Source organism: Corynebacterium sp. KPL2850 (genome assembly GCF_040225855.1).
In the GTDB taxonomy this organism is placed as follows: domain Bacteria; phylum Actinomycetota; class Actinomycetes; order Mycobacteriales; family Mycobacteriaceae; genus Corynebacterium.
The window spans coordinates 19,116-34,232 of record NZ_JBEHFV010000009.1 but is presented as its reverse complement, the minus strand read 5'-3'; the positions used below and the strand labels follow the sequence as shown (position 1 = coordinate 34,232).

The window sequence follows — 15,117 nt, the reverse complement described above, 5'->3', positions numbered from 1 at the left end:
CGCAACGCAGCCACATCGGCGAACGCTACAGACTTCGCGGCACGAACTCTCGCGGCGCGGGTCCTCCCCGCGCCGCCCGCGCCACCCGCGCCGCGTTAGTTCGCCAGCGCGCCCATCGGATCCCACGCTGGCAGGGTGGTGATATCGGAGGATTTGAGCGCCTCCTGGTACTGCTCAGGCAGGCGGGACGGGTGGACGGCGATTTCGAAGACGTACTCGTCAAACCAGTCATCGGCCATGGTCCAAAAGCCCTTGTCGCCCTTCTCGGTGCCCCAGGAATTTTCCACGCGCCAGCGGGTGACGTCGCCGCCCTCGGCAATATCTGCGCCGGTAAAGACCATCGCGTGCGTCATCAGGGACTCGTGCAGGCGGAGGCGATCTGGCTTCTCTATGCCCATATCCACCCCATACAGCCCCTCATAATCGTGCAATTGCTTGGCCCAGACGCCGCTATCGGCATCGGATTGCTGGCTGGTATCGCAGCCGAACCAGACGGGCTGGCCATCCTCGACGGCAGAGCGGGTGGCATCGCGCAATACCTCGACCGGGGCGTTGAGGTAGGTGACTTTTTCACCGGCGACGTTGCCCAGGTAGTCCACGGTGTAGAGCTCGCCGTAGGAATTGCGCGGGTCATTGACCACGCAGACATACTCGCTCAAGTCCTTCGTGAGGTATTCGCGGGCGAAATCCTGCGGGGTAAAAGTGCCCTCGCGGTAGAAATTATCGTCCTTATCGCGGTACTGCCACTGGAACTCTGTGGGCGGGAGGCCGAGGTTGGCGGTGAGGATGCGGTAGACATCGGCAAGCGCTTGCTCCTGTGCCCCAGACTTGCCCGCGCGGATCTGGTGGGCGGCGCGGCGCAGGACGGTCTGCAGGTTGCGGTTGAGCATGGCGCTGGACTCGGAGGATGCGGTCTCCGGCATGGCGTACTTGGGCACCACGCCGTACTTTTCCACCAGCGAGACGAACATGGACCACTGGCCGCCATCGCCAATGGGGTCATCCATGAGCTTGGTCAAGGTGCGGTCCGTAATATCGCGGTCCTTGAGCTCATCTACCGCGGTGAGGAACCAATTGGCCTTTTCCAGCTTGTCGTAGAAGTACAGGTAGGTCTGCGAAAGCTCGAAATCCTTGATGTTGGTGCGGTCCATGATGTCACCGCGCAGGGAATTCAGGCCCGCAAAAATCCAGCAGCGGCCAGAAGCCTTCTGGTTGGCCGCGCCCCACTTATCGAGCTTGTGGCTGGTCGCCGTGGTGAGCTCGCGCACGAGGTCGCGGTCGACGCTCAGCTTATCGATGCCCTCCTGCGCCACCGCATTCCGCGCCGCCCTGATGGCCGGCTCGCTGGTGAGGGTGGCGTTGGTGGTGTGAACTTCCTGTGGATTAATCTCATTCATTTTTCGATGCTCCTTAGTTCATCCGGTCCCAGAAGGGAAGCTCAACGGGCTCGGTCTCTAGTGCTTGCTGCTGCTCGGAAGTGAGGAATTCCTTGCGCACGGCGATGTGGAAGACGTTTTCGCCGAACCATTCATCCGACATCGTGGCAAAGCCCTTGCCGGGTACCTCGTCGGCGTCGTCCTTGCGCGGCGGCTTGGTGCCCCAGGAGTTCTCCACGCGCCATGCACGGGGTGCACCATCAACTCCGGTCAGCGCCATCGCGTGGGTGGGCGCAGATTCGCCGGAGGTAAAGCGCTCCTCCTTGCTCATGGTGGAATCGATGCCGTAGAGGCCATCGGTATCGACGAGGCCCTCGTCCCACACGGCGTTCTGGAAGGAGAACTGGCGGGAGACATCGCAGCTAAACCACACCGGTTCGCCGGCCTCGATGCTGGCGCGCGCGGCGGAGCGCAGCTCGTCCACATCCACGTTGAGGTAGCCGGCGGGCGCGCCGCCAGCGACGTTGTTCACGCCGGCGCTGGTGTAGAGGCGGTGCTTGTCGTTGGTGGTACGGGGGTCATCGGCAAGCACGACGTACTCGTCCAACGTTGGCAGGTACTTATCCGCAAACTCGCGCGGGGTGGAGTGCACACGGAAGAATTGATCGTCCTTGGTGCGGTAGCTCCACGTAAATTCCTCGGGCGGGGTGCCCAGGTGAATGGCGAGCACGCGTTGGATATCGGTGCGGGCTTGCTTGACGATGTCCCCTCGATCCCCCTCGCCTTCCACCGCACGGTGCGCAGCACGGCGGATGATCGTGGCGATATCGCGGTTCATCTGCGCGGTGTGGCCGGACGAGTGCACCTCCGGCATGACCTCGGCCGGGACAACGCCATACTTGTCCACGAGGTTGGTGAAAAATGACCACCAGCCGCCGTCGTCGCCTGTGAGCTCGAGGGAAGTAGCCACGTCGCGGTCATCCCAGTCGGTGCCGTCTTCGGTGAGATCCAGCAGCTGGCTGAGTGCGAAGTTGGCGCGCTCGAGTTTGTCGAAGTACTGCAGGTAGGTAAAGGAAAACTCAAAGTCATCGATGTTGAGCTCCTTGGCCGCGCGGTGGCGGAACACGTTGAGCGCGGCAAACATCCAGCAGCGCCCGGAGCGCATCTGGTCGGTGACCCCGAGGCTGTCGAGCTTTACCTCGGTGGTGGGGTAGAGCGCGGTAATGCGGTCGCGGTCAAGGGCCGCCTTGGCCACCCCTACGCTGGTAATGGCATTGCGCGCGACGCGCAGCTGGGAGTCCGCCGCGGCCTCCTCGCGCAATTGGGACAGGAAGTCATTGGTGAGCAAAGTCATACTCACCGTTTTAGCAGACGGCGATCTCACGCGAGGCCGCTGGGGCTGGATGGGCCGTTAGAGATCGCTACAGATCGCTATAGATGCCGCGCGAGCCGCGCCACGGCTTCGGGGCTTCCCACTTCTTCTGGGAGCCAGGGGATTTCGTGGACCGGGGTATCGGGAAGCTTATCGTGCAAGAGCGCCAGAGCCTCGTCCTCGGCGGCGCGCCGAGAGGCCAAGAACTCGCCTTGGTCCGCCGGGGTGCGGCGATTGACCAGCATGGAGCCCACCCGCACGCCATTGCCGGTGAGATCCGCGTGGAACTCGGAGGACTCTAGGACGGGCAGGCGCTCGGCGGTAAGCACGATATGAAACACAGTGCGCTGAGAGGTCAGCGCAGCGCGCAGGTGCTCGAAGCGCTCGCGGCGCTGGAAGAGCGTGGCGCGGATTTCCTGATTGCGCCGGTCCACCGGGTCATTATCGGCGCCGGACTCCGCGGACATCCCGCGCACCAGCGAGCCGAATTTATCGGACTTTTCGCGCCGGGCAAGCAGCCCATCGGTATAGGCCGCCATGATTTCCGGCAGGGCCATCAGCCGGGAGGTGTGGCCGGACGGCGCGGTATCGAAGATGAGGTAGTCGTACTCGTCCGCGGCGGCGACCAGGGCGGCCATGCGCTCTAAGAGCGCCGCCTCCTGCGTGCCGGGGGATTGGCGGGCCAAATCCAGGTGCTTTTTACCTCGCCGTGCAGGTGCTCCGGCATGAAACGGCGCATCGAGGTGCCCACGTTGGCGAGGTGTTCCTCGGTGGCTTGGGCAGGATCGAGCTCGATGGCGGAGAGGGAGGGGGTGAGGTGAGTGGGGGCATCGGAAAGCGTGGCATCAAAGATATGCCCCAGGTTGTGCGCCGGATCCGTGGAGACCAACAGCACGTTGTGGTCCTGAGAAAGAGACAGGGCCGTGGCGGTGGCGAGGGTGGTCTTGCCTACGCCGCCCTTGCCGCCAAAGAACATGATGGGCGCGGTTTCTAGCAGCATTGAATATTCTCCAGGGGTGATTTATCCATGCCCATGCGCGTGTGCCAGGCGTGGAAATCTTCGTAGACCAGCGGCAATAGCTCCAGCGTGTAGTAGCTGGCGGGGTTGGGGATGCCGAGCGCCTCCGAGGCCACCAGCATCATAAATAGGTCATCTTCTTGCTGCTGGGCCTTGGCGAAGACGGCGCGGTACGGGGCTTGGTAGAACTCATTGAGCCCCGCGCCGAAGGCCTTAAGCTTGTCGAGCATGCTGGGGAAGGGGAGCGTCGGTATCGTCATCGGTCCACTCCAGCGGCGGTTCCTTGCGCGCGTTGGAGATGGCGCCGATCGACTCCACGATGACCCAGATGGAGGCGATGACGATGACGACGTCCATGCCGAAGAGCAGCCAGTTCTGATCTGTAAACAGGGATTTCAGCTGTAGCAGCGCTGCCCACAGCGACATGATGGTGACAAAGATGAGCGGGATGATAACCGGCAGGGTGGGCCGACGCAGGTGGGTGAGGATGACCACGACGATGGCCAAGGACAGGCTGGCCATGAGCTGGTTGGTGGTACCGAAGAGCGGCCAGATGGTCATGCCGCCGGACCCGTCCGCGCCCGCCGAGAAGGTCAGGCCGAAGGCCAGGCCCACCGCGATGATGGTGGAAACCAGCGCCGTGATGCGGATGCCCATGATCTCGCCGATTTCCTGGACCACGATGCGCTGCAGGCGCACGCCGGAGTCCATCGTGGTGGCGGCGAAGAGCACGGCCATGGTTGCCAGGATGGTGGCAGACAGCGAGGTGGGAATGCCCAGGCCCTCGTTCATCAGCGCGCCGCCGCCCTGTACGAAGGCATTGACGCCGCCGGCGTTCCACTCGGCGTAGACTTCCTCCCAATTCGCCAGAGTCTTAAAGCCGGCGGTGGTGGCGATGATGGTGCCGAGCGCGAGCAGTCCCTCGCCCACCGCGCCGAAGTAACCCACGAAGCGAACGTCGGTTTCCTTATCAATCTGCTTCGACGAGGTGCCCGAGGCCACGATGCCGTGGAAACCAGAGATGGCGCCGCAGGCGATGGTGACAAAAAGCAGCGGGAAAATCCCGGGGGTGCCCTCAGGAACATTCTCGCGCACGGCAGGGGCGGCGAGTTCCGGACGGGTGATGAGGAAGGAGCCGTACAAGATGATAAGACCTACGAAAAGCTGCAGGCCATTGATGTAATCGCGCGGCTGGAGCAGCACCCACACCGGCAGCAGCGAAGCAATGAAGGCGTAGATAAATAGCAGGATGATCCACACGCCGTTGGCGGGAATGCCCAGGACCGTCTCTGGCAGCACGACCGGGAAGCGGTCACCCAGAACCATCAGCGAATACAGCGCCACCACGCCCACCAGGGACACCAGCGGCAGGTTCCAGTTCAGGCGGTAGATGGCCTGGCCAATCAGCAGCGCGACGGCGATTGCACCCCACGTGGGAATGACCGCCGAGGGTGTAGAAATAAGCAGGTTCGAAATCACCACGGCGAACGCGGCATTGACCATGAGCAGCAGCAAGAAGATCACGATGAGGAAGAGGTTGCGCCCGTGCTTGCCGATGTAGCGCCCCGACAACGTACCAATCGACTGACCCTTGTGCCGCTGCGATGCCCACAGCGCACCCAGGTCATGCATGCCGGCGATGAAGAAGGTGCCTAACGTGACCCACAGGAATGCCGGGAGCCAGCCCCAAATGACGGCCACTGCCGGGCCGATAATCGGTGCCGCACCCGCCACGGAAGTGAAGTGGTGACCCCACAGCACGTATTTATTGGTGGGAACATAATCCACGCCGTCTTTGAGGTGGTGCGCCGGGGTGGTGTAGTTCTCTGATAGCCGGAAGATGCTCTTGCCCAGGAATTTGGAATAGAGCAGGTAGCCGGCCAGCATCATCGCCACGCCGATGATGACAAGGATGAGAGAGTTCATGGCTGTGTCTCCTTGCGCGTCGAAGGTGAGGTGTTGTGTATCACAGGTCTGAACAGTATGTCACGGTTCACACAAATTCTTGCAGTGCGGGTAAATTAAGGGGGTGGTGTTCCACTATGTGGACGCGCGGGAGTGGATCGCAGGGGCTTATGCGTGCTCGACGCCGCTTGGGAGACATGGCTGGGTCAAATCGCGGGTAGCGGCCGGGATTAAAGGACTCTGCTGGCGCGGCATGGAGCCAGTCGTGCCGAAGTACCGTGGTTAACGGCGAAGGCTCAATCGACTGGACTTATGGAGGAGTCGTTAGCTCGCTTCCTACAGTTGGGAGCCCTTTGGTGGCGGCACTTGTAAATCTTGACGAAATATCTCAAAAATTTCCGAACAGCAGCTTTTTGGTTAGGTAGCGAATGATCCGATTTTCGGTCTGGATAGTCTACTGGAGCTCGAATTCTACAACGTCAACTTCGTCTGTATCCGCTAATCCGGGGTAGTGGGTATCTAAAGCTTCGTGAAGCTCGGATAGAGAATTGAACCCGTCATTTTTAGCTTGCTTTTCCGACAGTAGCCCGCGCTGGGTAGATACAACGGCTGTGACCTGTGCGGGTAGCGTGACAACTTCTCCGGTTTCCTTCTCAAAGACTATTTGGGCTTTTCCTTCATAGAAGGGATCATCTACTCGGATTGTTTGTTGCTTTTCTCCGCTCCGAATGGAATCCTCGTAGCCTTCCCACATGTAGATACGCTGCTCTTTTTCCATATCTCGCCAGTTAAACGCGAATGGAAGAAGCTCTTCCACGGTGAGCGCTTCAAGGCCGTTGCTTCCGCGCACAATACACTGGATGGATGGATCGACATCAAAAAGTACCTGGCGGCATTTACCACAGGGTGAAATTACTTGTCCGGTAGGTCCATATACGGCGACCATTGCTTGGATGGGATCCTCTGGGTAACTAGCGGCATGGTTTGCTAAAGCAGAGACTTCACCGCAGGGGCCACCAAGGAAATGGTGTGCGTTTAAACCGAGAACCTGTTTTCCTGATTTGGTCAGGAGGGCTGCGGCGACGGTGTGGTCGCCTCAGTCTTGGAAACGCTGCGCATGGGCGGTTGCTTTGGCTGTTAATTCCCGAAGTTCGTTAGTAATCACGCTTCAATGGTAGTAACTACTAGCAGCGTCGATCTATTTAAAGACAGGGGCCAATCAAACCTGGATTTCCTGGGTTTGCTTGATCGCAGGAAACCTTAGCTCCGAGGCGTCACTTGGTTTATTCTTCTTTGGCTGAGCAGAGTGCAATTAGAGTGCAATTAAAGTGGCCCGATGGAACTTTCTCGAAACCTGGGGCGCAGAAAATGTTAGGCAAGTCCAGGGCATTCAGGCATGTCACTCGCCCTTGGATTTATTGGCTTCTTCACAGAGCACGGGGCTTGGCCTTAATAATGGTCGGAAGAGTAGCTTGGCCCGCAATGATCTGTGCAAAATCAGTATCCATAGACCTAAGTAAGCGTATCGCGTAGCGATGCGTAGACCAGAGACGATTAGTATCAAGCATTGGCCGTAGGTGAGCAGCTCGGTTTCTCATCCACCGTAGTTCATGGGCATAGCGATATACCGCTTCATGTCGAACGCCGTGAAATCCTGATGACAGTGCTGAGTTCCATATTTCGACTCGTTTGTTTCGAGGACCAGCATTCGGGGAAGGAAGAATGCTAGTCCATGAACCGAAGTTCAAACTCGCCACCAAATCATCGTGAGTTGGTGGAACGGACCTCACCGAACGGCTACCTGGATGGGGCTTAGCATAATTATCTAGTGCCTTCTTCTCCCACCACCTTGGATATAGGTCTGAATCATTTCGGGGCTGCCATGAAGCGGGGACATTGGGACGAACTAGATGTTGCAAAATCGTTGGAGCCGGATTCACAATCCAATCTTCATGACCTCCGAGAGCAGCATTCCATTGACGGAGACGCATATCGATTGTGTCACGAAGCAAGACTTCAACTATCCCCGTCAGCTCGGTAACCGCGCTGGAGGCTTGTATATTCCATAGATAAAGCTGAGCTGCCTCAACAAGCCCTACCGTGGCTTGCTTATATGTCTGGAAGCGCGCAGGAGGGATAGCCCGCTCTATTTGCCTAGCCGCACGATATGTCAGTTTAGGCATCACACACTTGTCTTTCTTTTAGAATAGGTATAAAATCTTAGCTATAAAGCGGGACAGTACCCGCAGCTACAGAATACCGGCGCTGAGAAACTATCTCAGGGCCGGATTCTTTTTATAGGTGGGGAAGCGCAGGCTTAAACGATATTTTGTAGGAATCGTTAGTGTTCTCAGTCGATACAACGTCATGGTGTGTGCTTGCGGTCTGTGCGCCCTTTCGCTGCTTTGGTAGACATAGCTGGGCCAAATCGCGGGTAGCAGCTGGGATCGACTACCCTAGGCTAACGTGAGCGAGCAGAAGAATACTGAAGTAAACGATGTCCCTGAGCAGCTGCGCATCCGCCGTGAAAAGCGCGACCGCCTGCTGGAATCCGGCGTAGAGGCCTACCCGGTATCCGTCGAGCGCACCATCGCGCTAAAGGAACTGCGCCATGATTTCCGCGTAGTGGCCGAGGGTGAGGAGCCGGGCAATGAAGAGGGCGTGACCTATTTGGCCGCTGGTGAGGAAACCGAGGTCACCCACGCTATCGCTGGCCGCCTTATCTTCATGCGCAATACCGGCAAGCTGTGCTTTGCCACCTTGCAGGACGGCGATGGCACCCAAATGCAGGCCATGCTTTCGCAGGCCAAGGTGGGCAAGGAGCGCCTCGATGCCTGGAAGTCCGATGTGGACTTGGGCGACTTCATCTCCGTTAGCGGCCACGTGGTTGCGTCCCGTCGTGGCGAGCTGTCCATCATGGCTGAGGAATGGACCATGGCGGCCAAGTCCCTGCGCCCGCTGCCGGTGTCCTTCGCGGATATGGCTGAAGATACCCGCGTGCGCCAGCGCTATAACGACCTCATTATCCGCGAAGAAGCCCGCAAGAACGCCATGGTGCGCGTAAAGGTCATGCGCGCGCTGCGCAATTACCTGGAAAGCCAGGACTTTGTAGAGATCGAAACCCCGATGCTGCAGACCCTGCACGGTGGTGCGGCCGCTCGCCCGTTTATCACCCACTCCAATGCGCTCGATATTGACCTCTACCTGCGCATTGCCCCAGAGCTGTACTTGAAGCGCGCCGTCGTCGGCGGCATCGACCGCGTCTTTGAAATCAACCGCAACTTCCGCAATGAGGGCGTAGACCGCTCCCACTCGCCGGAGTTCGCCATGCTGGAGACCTACGCTGCTTGGGGCGATTACAACGATTGCGCTCGCATGACCCGCGAGTCCATCCAGTCCGTGGCCCGCGAGGTCTTTGGTTCCACCACCGTAACGCTTGCCGATGGCACCGATTTTGACTTCGGCGGCGATCAATGGCCCGAAATCGAGATGTATCCTTCCCTGAACGAGGCCTTGCAGCGTAAGTTCCCCGGCCAGCCGGAGGTCACCATCGAAACCGACGTGGAGACCCTGAAGGGCATTGCCAAGGTCATCGGCCTCGACGTGCCGCAGGGCGAAGGCTGGGGCCACGGCAAACTGGTGGAGGAAATCTGGGAGGTCCTGTGCGAGGACCAACTTGAAGGCCCCATCTTTGTGAAGAACTTCCCGGTCGAGACCTCCCCGCTAACCCGCCAACACCGTTCCGAGCCCGGCGTGACCGAAAAGTGGGACCTGTACGTGCGCGGCTTCGAGCTGGCCACCGGCTACTCGGAGCTTGTCGATCCCGTCGTCCAGCGCGAGCGCTTCGAGGATCAGGCCCGCCTTGCCGCCGGCGGCGATGAGGAAGCCATGGTCTTGGACGAGGACTTCCTGGCCGCGATGGAGCAGGGCATGCCGCCGACGGCCGGTACCGGCATGGGCATGGACCGTCTGCTCATGGCCCTGACCGGCCTCGGCATCCGCGAAACCGTGCTCTTCCCGCTGGTAAAGCCGGAACAGAAGTAGCCCATACCCGGCGCTCCCACTCGGTGCCCGCCCACGCAGGCACCCGTTAGCGCCTCGACACCGGCTGCAGCCTTTCTTTGGCTGCAGCCTTTTTGTTTGCCCCATTGCACCCGCCGCGTGTGCCTCGCGGCCCGAGTCGCACGCCTATTTCTGCCTAGTTCTATCGGTTTCACAAAAGTGCAACCTCCTCGGTGATATCTGAGCGAAAAATGCTACATCTCAGGGCCGAGTTTGCTCAGTTATCACCGAGGACCTATTGCATCAGACGTTGTGCATCGGAGGTTGCACTTTTCTGGAGGAACAGAAGTAGCCCGCAACGCTGCTGCAATCACCGAATCCGCCGACTTCACGGGGGTGGCGGATTTTGTTTTCACAATCGCGAGAAGTGCTCGCTAACCCCTGAAGCGGTGCACATACTATGCGAAACTGAATATATGAAAAGAATCGTTTCTCTCCTTTCCATAAGCCTTTTGGCAGCCGGTCTCGCGTCGTGCTCTTCGCCCAATGATGAGGCTGAGAACCAGGCTTTTAGTTCGCCCACGACCCAAGCCTCCTCGGAAGAAACCTCCGCTCCTGAGTCAACGGAAGAGACAACCACAACGACTAAGCAGGCGGAGGAGGATAAAGATTCTCACGGTCTTAAACAGCGCGATGCTAAAGATTTCCTCGCGACCGGTCCCGCTTACGAGCAGATGAACTCCTGGGGAGTGAAAAGCCCCGATGGAAAGGTTCAGTGCTCCTTAAATGAGCAATCTGAAGGGCCGTGGTGCTCCGTGAACTTTTCCAATCCACCGATTTTGCCAGATCCGGAAATTCCGCAATGGGATGCCAATATGGTCAGCTACAAGAAGGGCGCAGGATTCTTCCCTTCGGCTGTAGTCGAGCCGGGCGATCTTGTTCCAGCACAACCACTCAAGGCCGGCGAAGAGGTAGAGATTAATGGCATAACCTTTTCGGCCCCACGCGAGGATGAATTTACAGTCACCGCCAACGGCCATCACTTCACTCTCAAAGACAACGGTCAGTTCTCCGCCGATACCTACCCATTAGAGCCGGATTCCAATGGCTATGCGGAGCAAGGCACCATCTGTGGACAGATGGACACTCGGTGGGGCCTTAAGAATGTTTATGCGCAGGTAGATGGAACCAACTGCCCCAAGGCAATGGAAGTGGTGGATTACTATGTGCACTATGACTTCAAGCCTGAAGAGGTCAATACGCGTGGCATCCTGAATATCGGCGAGTGGGAATGCAGCTTTGCAGCACCGAAGTTCCTCGATGACACTGAGCCAAGCAACAGATTGCCCAATTGTCAGGACCGGAGCGGAATTAGCCGCGTCGTGCTGCTCGATGCGTAACCTCGATTAGCCTGCCAGGGGCCCAGCGGAGGTATCGCCGCGCAGGCGCTTGATGATGTTTTCTGCAGAAATCAGGCACATCGGCACGCCGACGCCCGGCACGGTGGTCGCACCAGCGTAGTAGAGGCCGGACACCTTGCGCGAGGCATTGCGCCCACGGAAGAACGCAGATTGAAATAGCGTATGTGCTGGCCCCAAAGCTCCACCTGACCAGGAGTGATAGCGCTCGGCAAAATCGGCTGGTCCAAGGCTGCGCGTGATGGTGATTCGCTCGCGGAGGTCAGGAATATCGGCGGTGCGGGAAAGTTGGTCGAGGGCGGCATCGGCAATAGCAGCAACGCGCGGGGAAGCCTCGGGATGGTAGGCATCGCCGTGCCCGTAGGCTTCTGCAGCGGGTACTGGGATGAGGAAGAACAGGTTTTCGTGGTCTTCTGGTGCGACATCCGCGTCGGTGGCCGAAACCTTCGAAATGTAGATGGACTCAGACGCGCCGAGGGGACGTTCCGCTTCTGGTGCGGAAAAGACCGCGCGGAAATCGGGGTCCCAGTCCTGGCTGAACAAAAAGGTGTGGTGAGCTAACTGCGGGAGCTTCCCCTTCACACCGGCAAGTACCACCACGGTGCCCAACCCCGGATTGCGGCGGGCCCAGTAGCGCTCCGGATAGGTGCGCAGCTTCCGGGGCAGCAGCTGATTTTCGGTGTGGTGCAAATCCGCGGCGGAGACCACAATATCGGCATCGATGTGCCCGTTCGTCGTGCGGACGCCGGTGGCGCGGGTAGAGGACCCGCCGGCGGTGGTGATGACGGTGACCTCTTCACCCAAGCGGAAGGTGGCGCCGAATTTTTCTGCTTGGCGGTAAATGGCCTGCACCACCGCGTGGAATCCGCCGAGGGGGTAGCGCACGCCTTCCACCAGGTCGGTATGGCTTAAAAGGGAATACAGTGCTGGGGCCGCGGCAGGCTCGGAAGAGAGAAAAACCGCTGGGTAGCTGAGAATCTGGCGCAGGCGCGTATCCGAAAATTGCCCGTTGACGTGCTTTTGCAAGCTGGTTGTTAGCAGCGCTGCAATTCGCGCTAGCCGATGCCGAATATCTGCATGCACCAAGTTCAACGGCGCCGAAAAGGTGGTGTACAAAAAGTGATCGAGCGCTACCTGGTAGGCGTCGCTGGCATCTGCCAAATAGGTGCGCACCTGGCTGCCCGCGCCTGGTTCTATCGACTCGAAGAGATGGGCCACGTTATCGGTCCCGGAATGAATATCCACGGGGGTAGGGCGCGAGCTGGTGCCAGTAGCGGATTCGGCGGGGCCGCCGGTATAGACGCGGTAATCCGGCGAGAGGCTCACCAGGTCCAGTTCCTTTTCTGTGGAGGTGCCGCAGAGGGAAAAGAAGTGGTCGAAGGCATCCGGCATGAGATACCAGGACGGTCCGGTATCCCAGCGGAACCCGGCCTCCGCATAGCTGCCCGCGCGCCCGCCTACCTCGTCTAGGGAATCTACGACGGTAACTTCATAGCCCTCTCTTCCGAGGAGGGCAGCGGTGGCAAGGCCGGCGATGCCGGCCCCGATGACGACGGCGTGCATGATGTTCTCCTTAGTATTCAGTCTTCGGCGGGGTCCTTTACCTACGCGCGGTGCGCTATCGCACCGCGCGCACCGCACGCACCGCGCGCACTGCGCGGGCGGCCAGCCACGCCTTGGTGCGATTCGGCACGGATATTCGGGCGGTTTTTAACTCCGCGGCGGGGGTAGCGGCGAGCCGGTTGGTGAGCTCGGCAAAGATATCGGCGGCCGCGCGCACACCGAAGCGGGCGGATAGCGGCAAGAGGTTAATGGATTCTTCGGCGGCAGCGAGATCGTGGCGGATATCGGCGATGAGCGCGGACTTGGCGGGCTCAGAAAGCTCCCCGCCAGCAGCCTGCGGGAAATAGGTCCGGCCCAGGACCGAGGAGTCTTCGCCCAAATCCCGCAGGAAGTTAATCTTTTGAAACGCGGCTCCCAAGTGTCGCGCGCCGCGGTCCATCGTGGTGCGGTCGGCAGAGGACACGGTCTCTTCCGCCAGGAAGACCTGTACGCACAGTAAGCCGATGACCTCGGCGGAGCCGTAGATATACTCGGCGAGTTCCGCCGCGGAATACTCCCGCTGGTTAAGGTCAGCGCGCATGGAATCGAAAAAGGCCACGAGGTGCTCGCGCTGGAAGCCGCAGCGCCTGGCGGTAATGGCATAGGAATGCACGACGGGATCGGTGTGCAGTCTTTTCTCCGGCGCCGCCAGGATAGCGGCCTCGTAGGCATCGAGCGCGGCGGCGGCATCGATGCAGGCCTGGTCAGCGGTGCCATCGACAAGCTCGTCCGCGATGCGCACCACGGCATAAACGTGGCGGATGTCTTCGCGCACCCGCCCGCGCAAAAGGCGCGTGGCCAGGGAGAAACTGGTGGAATACTGCCCCATAACCTGCGCGGCCGCGCGCGAGGCCGCCTGGTCATAGCGAGTCAACATACTTGCAAAAGTAGCACGCGCCCAAAGCGCCCTAGCGGTTGGTGGCCCGCGGCTGGCCCTCGGCAAAACCGGCTGCCGATTGCACGCCCACGGTGGCGCGCTCGTGGAAGCTAGCCAGCGAATCGGCCCCGGCGTAGGTGCAGGATGAGCGCACGCCGGAGATGATGCGGTCTACCAAATACTCCACGCCGCCGTGCTCCGGATCGAGGTAGATGCGCGAGGTGGAAATGCCTTCCTCAAACATCTCCCGGCGGGCGCGCTCGAAGGCCTCGGTGGCGGAATTGCGCCCGCGCACCGCCCGGCGCGAGGCCATGCCGAACGATTCCTTGTAGAACGATCCATCGGCGTCCTTGTGCAGGTCACCGGGGGATTCAAAGGTGCCGGCGAACCAGGAGCCAATCATCACATTGGACGCACCCGCGGCCAGTGCCAGGGCCACGTCGCGGGGATCGCGCACGCCGCCATCGGCCCACACGTGCGCGCCAACCTCGCGGGCAGCGGCGGCACACTCCAACACGGCGGAAAATTGCGGGCGTCCCACGCCGGTTTGCATGCGGGTGGTGCACATCGCGCCGGGGCCCACGCCGACCTTGATAATATCTGCGCCCGCCTTGGCCAGTTCGCGCACGCCGGTGGCCGTGACCACGTTGCCGGCGGCAATCGGCAGGCCCAGATCCAGGGCGCTGACCTTGCGCAGTGCCGCCAGCATGGTGTCTTGATGGCCGTGGGCGGTATCGATGACGAGGACGTCAGCGCCGGCATCGGCAAGCGCCCGCGCCCTGCCCTCAACGTCGCCATTAATGCCCACCGCAGCACCGATGTGCAGGCGCCCCTGCTTGTCGATGCCCGGCTTATACATCGTCGCCCGCAGCGCACCCTTGCGCGTCAAAATGCCGGCCAGAGTGCCATCCGGGTTGACCACCGGGGCGAGCTTGCGCGAAGTTGCGCGGAGGCGGGTAAAGGCCTCCTGCGGGTCGATGCCCACCGGCAAGGTCACCAAATCCGTGGTCATGAGCTCACCCACGGCGGTGAAATTATCCTGCCCGCGCAGGTCCTTCGGAGTAATGATGCCCACGGGCAGCGCGCCGTCGACCACGATGGCTGCGCCGTGGGCGCGCTTGTGCAATAGGTTGCTGGCATAGCCCACCGTGTGGTGCGGCTTGATGGTGATCGGGGTGTCATAGATGAGGTCTGTGGCTTTCACCGAGGCGATCGTCTCCGCCGCAGCCTCCAGGCTGAGGTCCTGCGGCAGGATGGCCATGCCGCCGCGCCGGGCGATGGTCTCTGCCATGCGGCGGCCGGCCACCGCCGTCATATTCGCCACGATGAGCGGGATGGTATTGCCCGTGCCATCGGCCGCGGTGAGGTCGACTGCCTGCCGCGAGCCAACATCCGAGTGATTCGGCACCATAAATACATCCGAGTAGGTCAGCTCGTAGGGTGGGCGGGAATCATTGAGGAAATGCACTGTGGGATTGCCTAACGTGAATCGAGGGTGCGGTAGAAGACATCTAAATCATACGCCCCAAGTTTTGCAGGTTAAGCCA

10 protein-coding genes and 1 pseudogene are annotated in these 15,117 nt (G+C 60.2%); 2 read left to right on the top strand and 9 right to left on the bottom strand.

Annotation, left to right across the window (positions count from 1 at the left end):
• Positions 1–95: 95 nt before the first annotated feature.
• The 6 genes and pseudogenes from ABRP93_RS04600 to ABRP93_RS04575 form a co-directional block, all read right to left on the bottom strand.
• The gene (locus ABRP93_RS04600; protein ID WP_349887062.1) at positions 96–1,397 is read right to left on the bottom strand and encodes a C1 family peptidase; all 1,302 of its coding nucleotides are present in this window, start codon (positions 1,395–1,397) and stop codon (positions 96–98) included.
• Between the two features lie 13 nt (positions 1,398–1,410).
• The gene (locus ABRP93_RS04595; RefSeq protein WP_349887061.1) at positions 1,411–2,730 is read right to left on the bottom strand and encodes a C1 family peptidase; all 1,320 of its coding nucleotides are present in this window, start codon (positions 2,728–2,730) and stop codon (positions 1,411–1,413) included.
• A gap of 77 nt (positions 2,731–2,807) precedes the next feature.
• Positions 2,808–3,748: pseudogene (locus tag ABRP93_RS04590) on the bottom strand (ArsA family ATPase).
• Positions 3,739–3,996, bottom strand: coding sequence for a cory-CC-star protein (locus ABRP93_RS04585; RefSeq protein WP_023029243.1), 258 nt, complete (start codon positions 3,994–3,996; stop codon positions 3,739–3,741). Before ABRP93_RS04585 ends, ABRP93_RS04590 begins: the two are co-directional and overlap by 10 nt.
• On the bottom strand, positions 3,980–5,692 hold the full coding sequence (locus tag ABRP93_RS04580) for a carbon starvation CstA family protein (RefSeq protein WP_349887060.1): 1,713 nt from the start codon (positions 5,690–5,692) through the stop codon (positions 3,980–3,982). The genes ABRP93_RS04585 and ABRP93_RS04580 overlap by 17 nt, the downstream gene beginning before the upstream one ends.
• Positions 5,693–6,125: 433 nt before the next feature.
• The gene (locus tag ABRP93_RS04575; protein ID WP_284771722.1) at positions 6,126–6,617 is read right to left on the bottom strand and encodes an ASCH domain-containing protein; all 492 of its coding nucleotides are present in this window, start codon (positions 6,615–6,617) and stop codon (positions 6,126–6,128) included.
• A gap of 1,520 nt (positions 6,618–8,137) precedes the next feature.
• Between ABRP93_RS04575 and lysS the strand changes: the two genes are divergently transcribed.
• Both lysS and ABRP93_RS04565 read left to right on the top strand, forming a co-directional pair.
• Positions 8,138–9,715, top strand: coding sequence for a lysine--tRNA ligase (lysS, locus tag ABRP93_RS04570; RefSeq protein WP_349887059.1), 1,578 nt, complete (start codon positions 8,138–8,140; stop codon positions 9,713–9,715).
• 434 nt (positions 9,716–10,149) lie between these two features.
• A complete protein-coding gene (locus ABRP93_RS04565; protein ID WP_023023928.1) occupies positions 10,150–11,073 on the top strand; it encodes a hypothetical protein in 924 nt (307 codons plus the stop codon).
• Positions 11,074–11,079: 6 nt separating this feature from the next.
• Here the strand turns inward: ABRP93_RS04565 and crtI are convergent, their stop codons facing one another.
• Genes crtI through ABRP93_RS04550 form a run of 3 tightly spaced genes read right to left on the bottom strand, consistent with a single transcriptional unit; the run spans position 11,080 to position 15,038 of the window.
• The gene (gene crtI, locus ABRP93_RS04560) at positions 11,080–12,654 is read right to left on the bottom strand and encodes a phytoene desaturase family protein (RefSeq protein WP_349887058.1); all 1,575 of its coding nucleotides are present in this window, start codon (positions 12,652–12,654) and stop codon (positions 11,080–11,082) included.
• Between the two features lie 55 nt (positions 12,655–12,709).
• Positions 12,710–13,570: a phytoene/squalene synthase family protein gene (locus tag ABRP93_RS04555; protein ID WP_349887056.1), complete on the bottom strand. Its 861-nt coding sequence runs from the start codon at positions 13,568–13,570 to the stop codon at positions 12,710–12,712.
• Positions 13,571–13,601: 31 nt separating this feature from the next.
• A complete protein-coding gene (locus ABRP93_RS04550; protein WP_349887055.1) occupies positions 13,602–15,038 on the bottom strand; it encodes a GuaB1 family IMP dehydrogenase-related protein in 1,437 nt (478 codons plus the stop codon).
• Between the last annotated feature and the right edge of the window lie 79 nt (positions 15,039–15,117).

Excerpts from the sequence above, each read along its gene's own strand:
- ABRP93_RS04600 (WP_349887062.1), bottom strand. The coding sequence starts at position 1,397 with ATGAATGAGATTAATCCACAGGAAGTTCACACCACCAACGCCACCCTC.
- ABRP93_RS04595 (WP_349887061.1), bottom strand. The coding sequence starts at position 2,730 with ATGACTTTGCTCACCAATGACTTCCTGTCCCAATTGCGCGAGGAGGCC.
- ABRP93_RS04585 (WP_023029243.1), bottom strand. The coding sequence starts at position 3,996 with ATGCTCGACAAGCTTAAGGCCTTCGGCGCGGGGCTCAATGAGTTCTAC.
- ABRP93_RS04580 (WP_349887060.1), bottom strand. The coding sequence starts at position 5,692 with ATGAACTCTCTCATCCTTGTCATCATCGGCGTGGCGATGATGCTGGCC.
- ABRP93_RS04575 (WP_284771722.1), bottom strand. The coding sequence starts at position 6,617 with ATGGTCGCCGTATATGGACCTACCGGACAAGTAATTTCACCCTGTGGT.
- ABRP93_RS04565 (WP_023023928.1), top strand. The coding sequence starts at position 10,150 with ATGAAAAGAATCGTTTCTCTCCTTTCCATAAGCCTTTTGGCAGCCGGT.
- crtI (WP_349887058.1), bottom strand. The coding sequence starts at position 12,654 with ATGCACGCCGTCGTCATCGGGGCCGGCATCGCCGGCCTTGCCACCGCT.
- ABRP93_RS04555 (WP_349887056.1), bottom strand. The coding sequence starts at position 13,570 with ATGTTGACTCGCTATGACCAGGCGGCCTCGCGCGCGGCCGCGCAGGTT.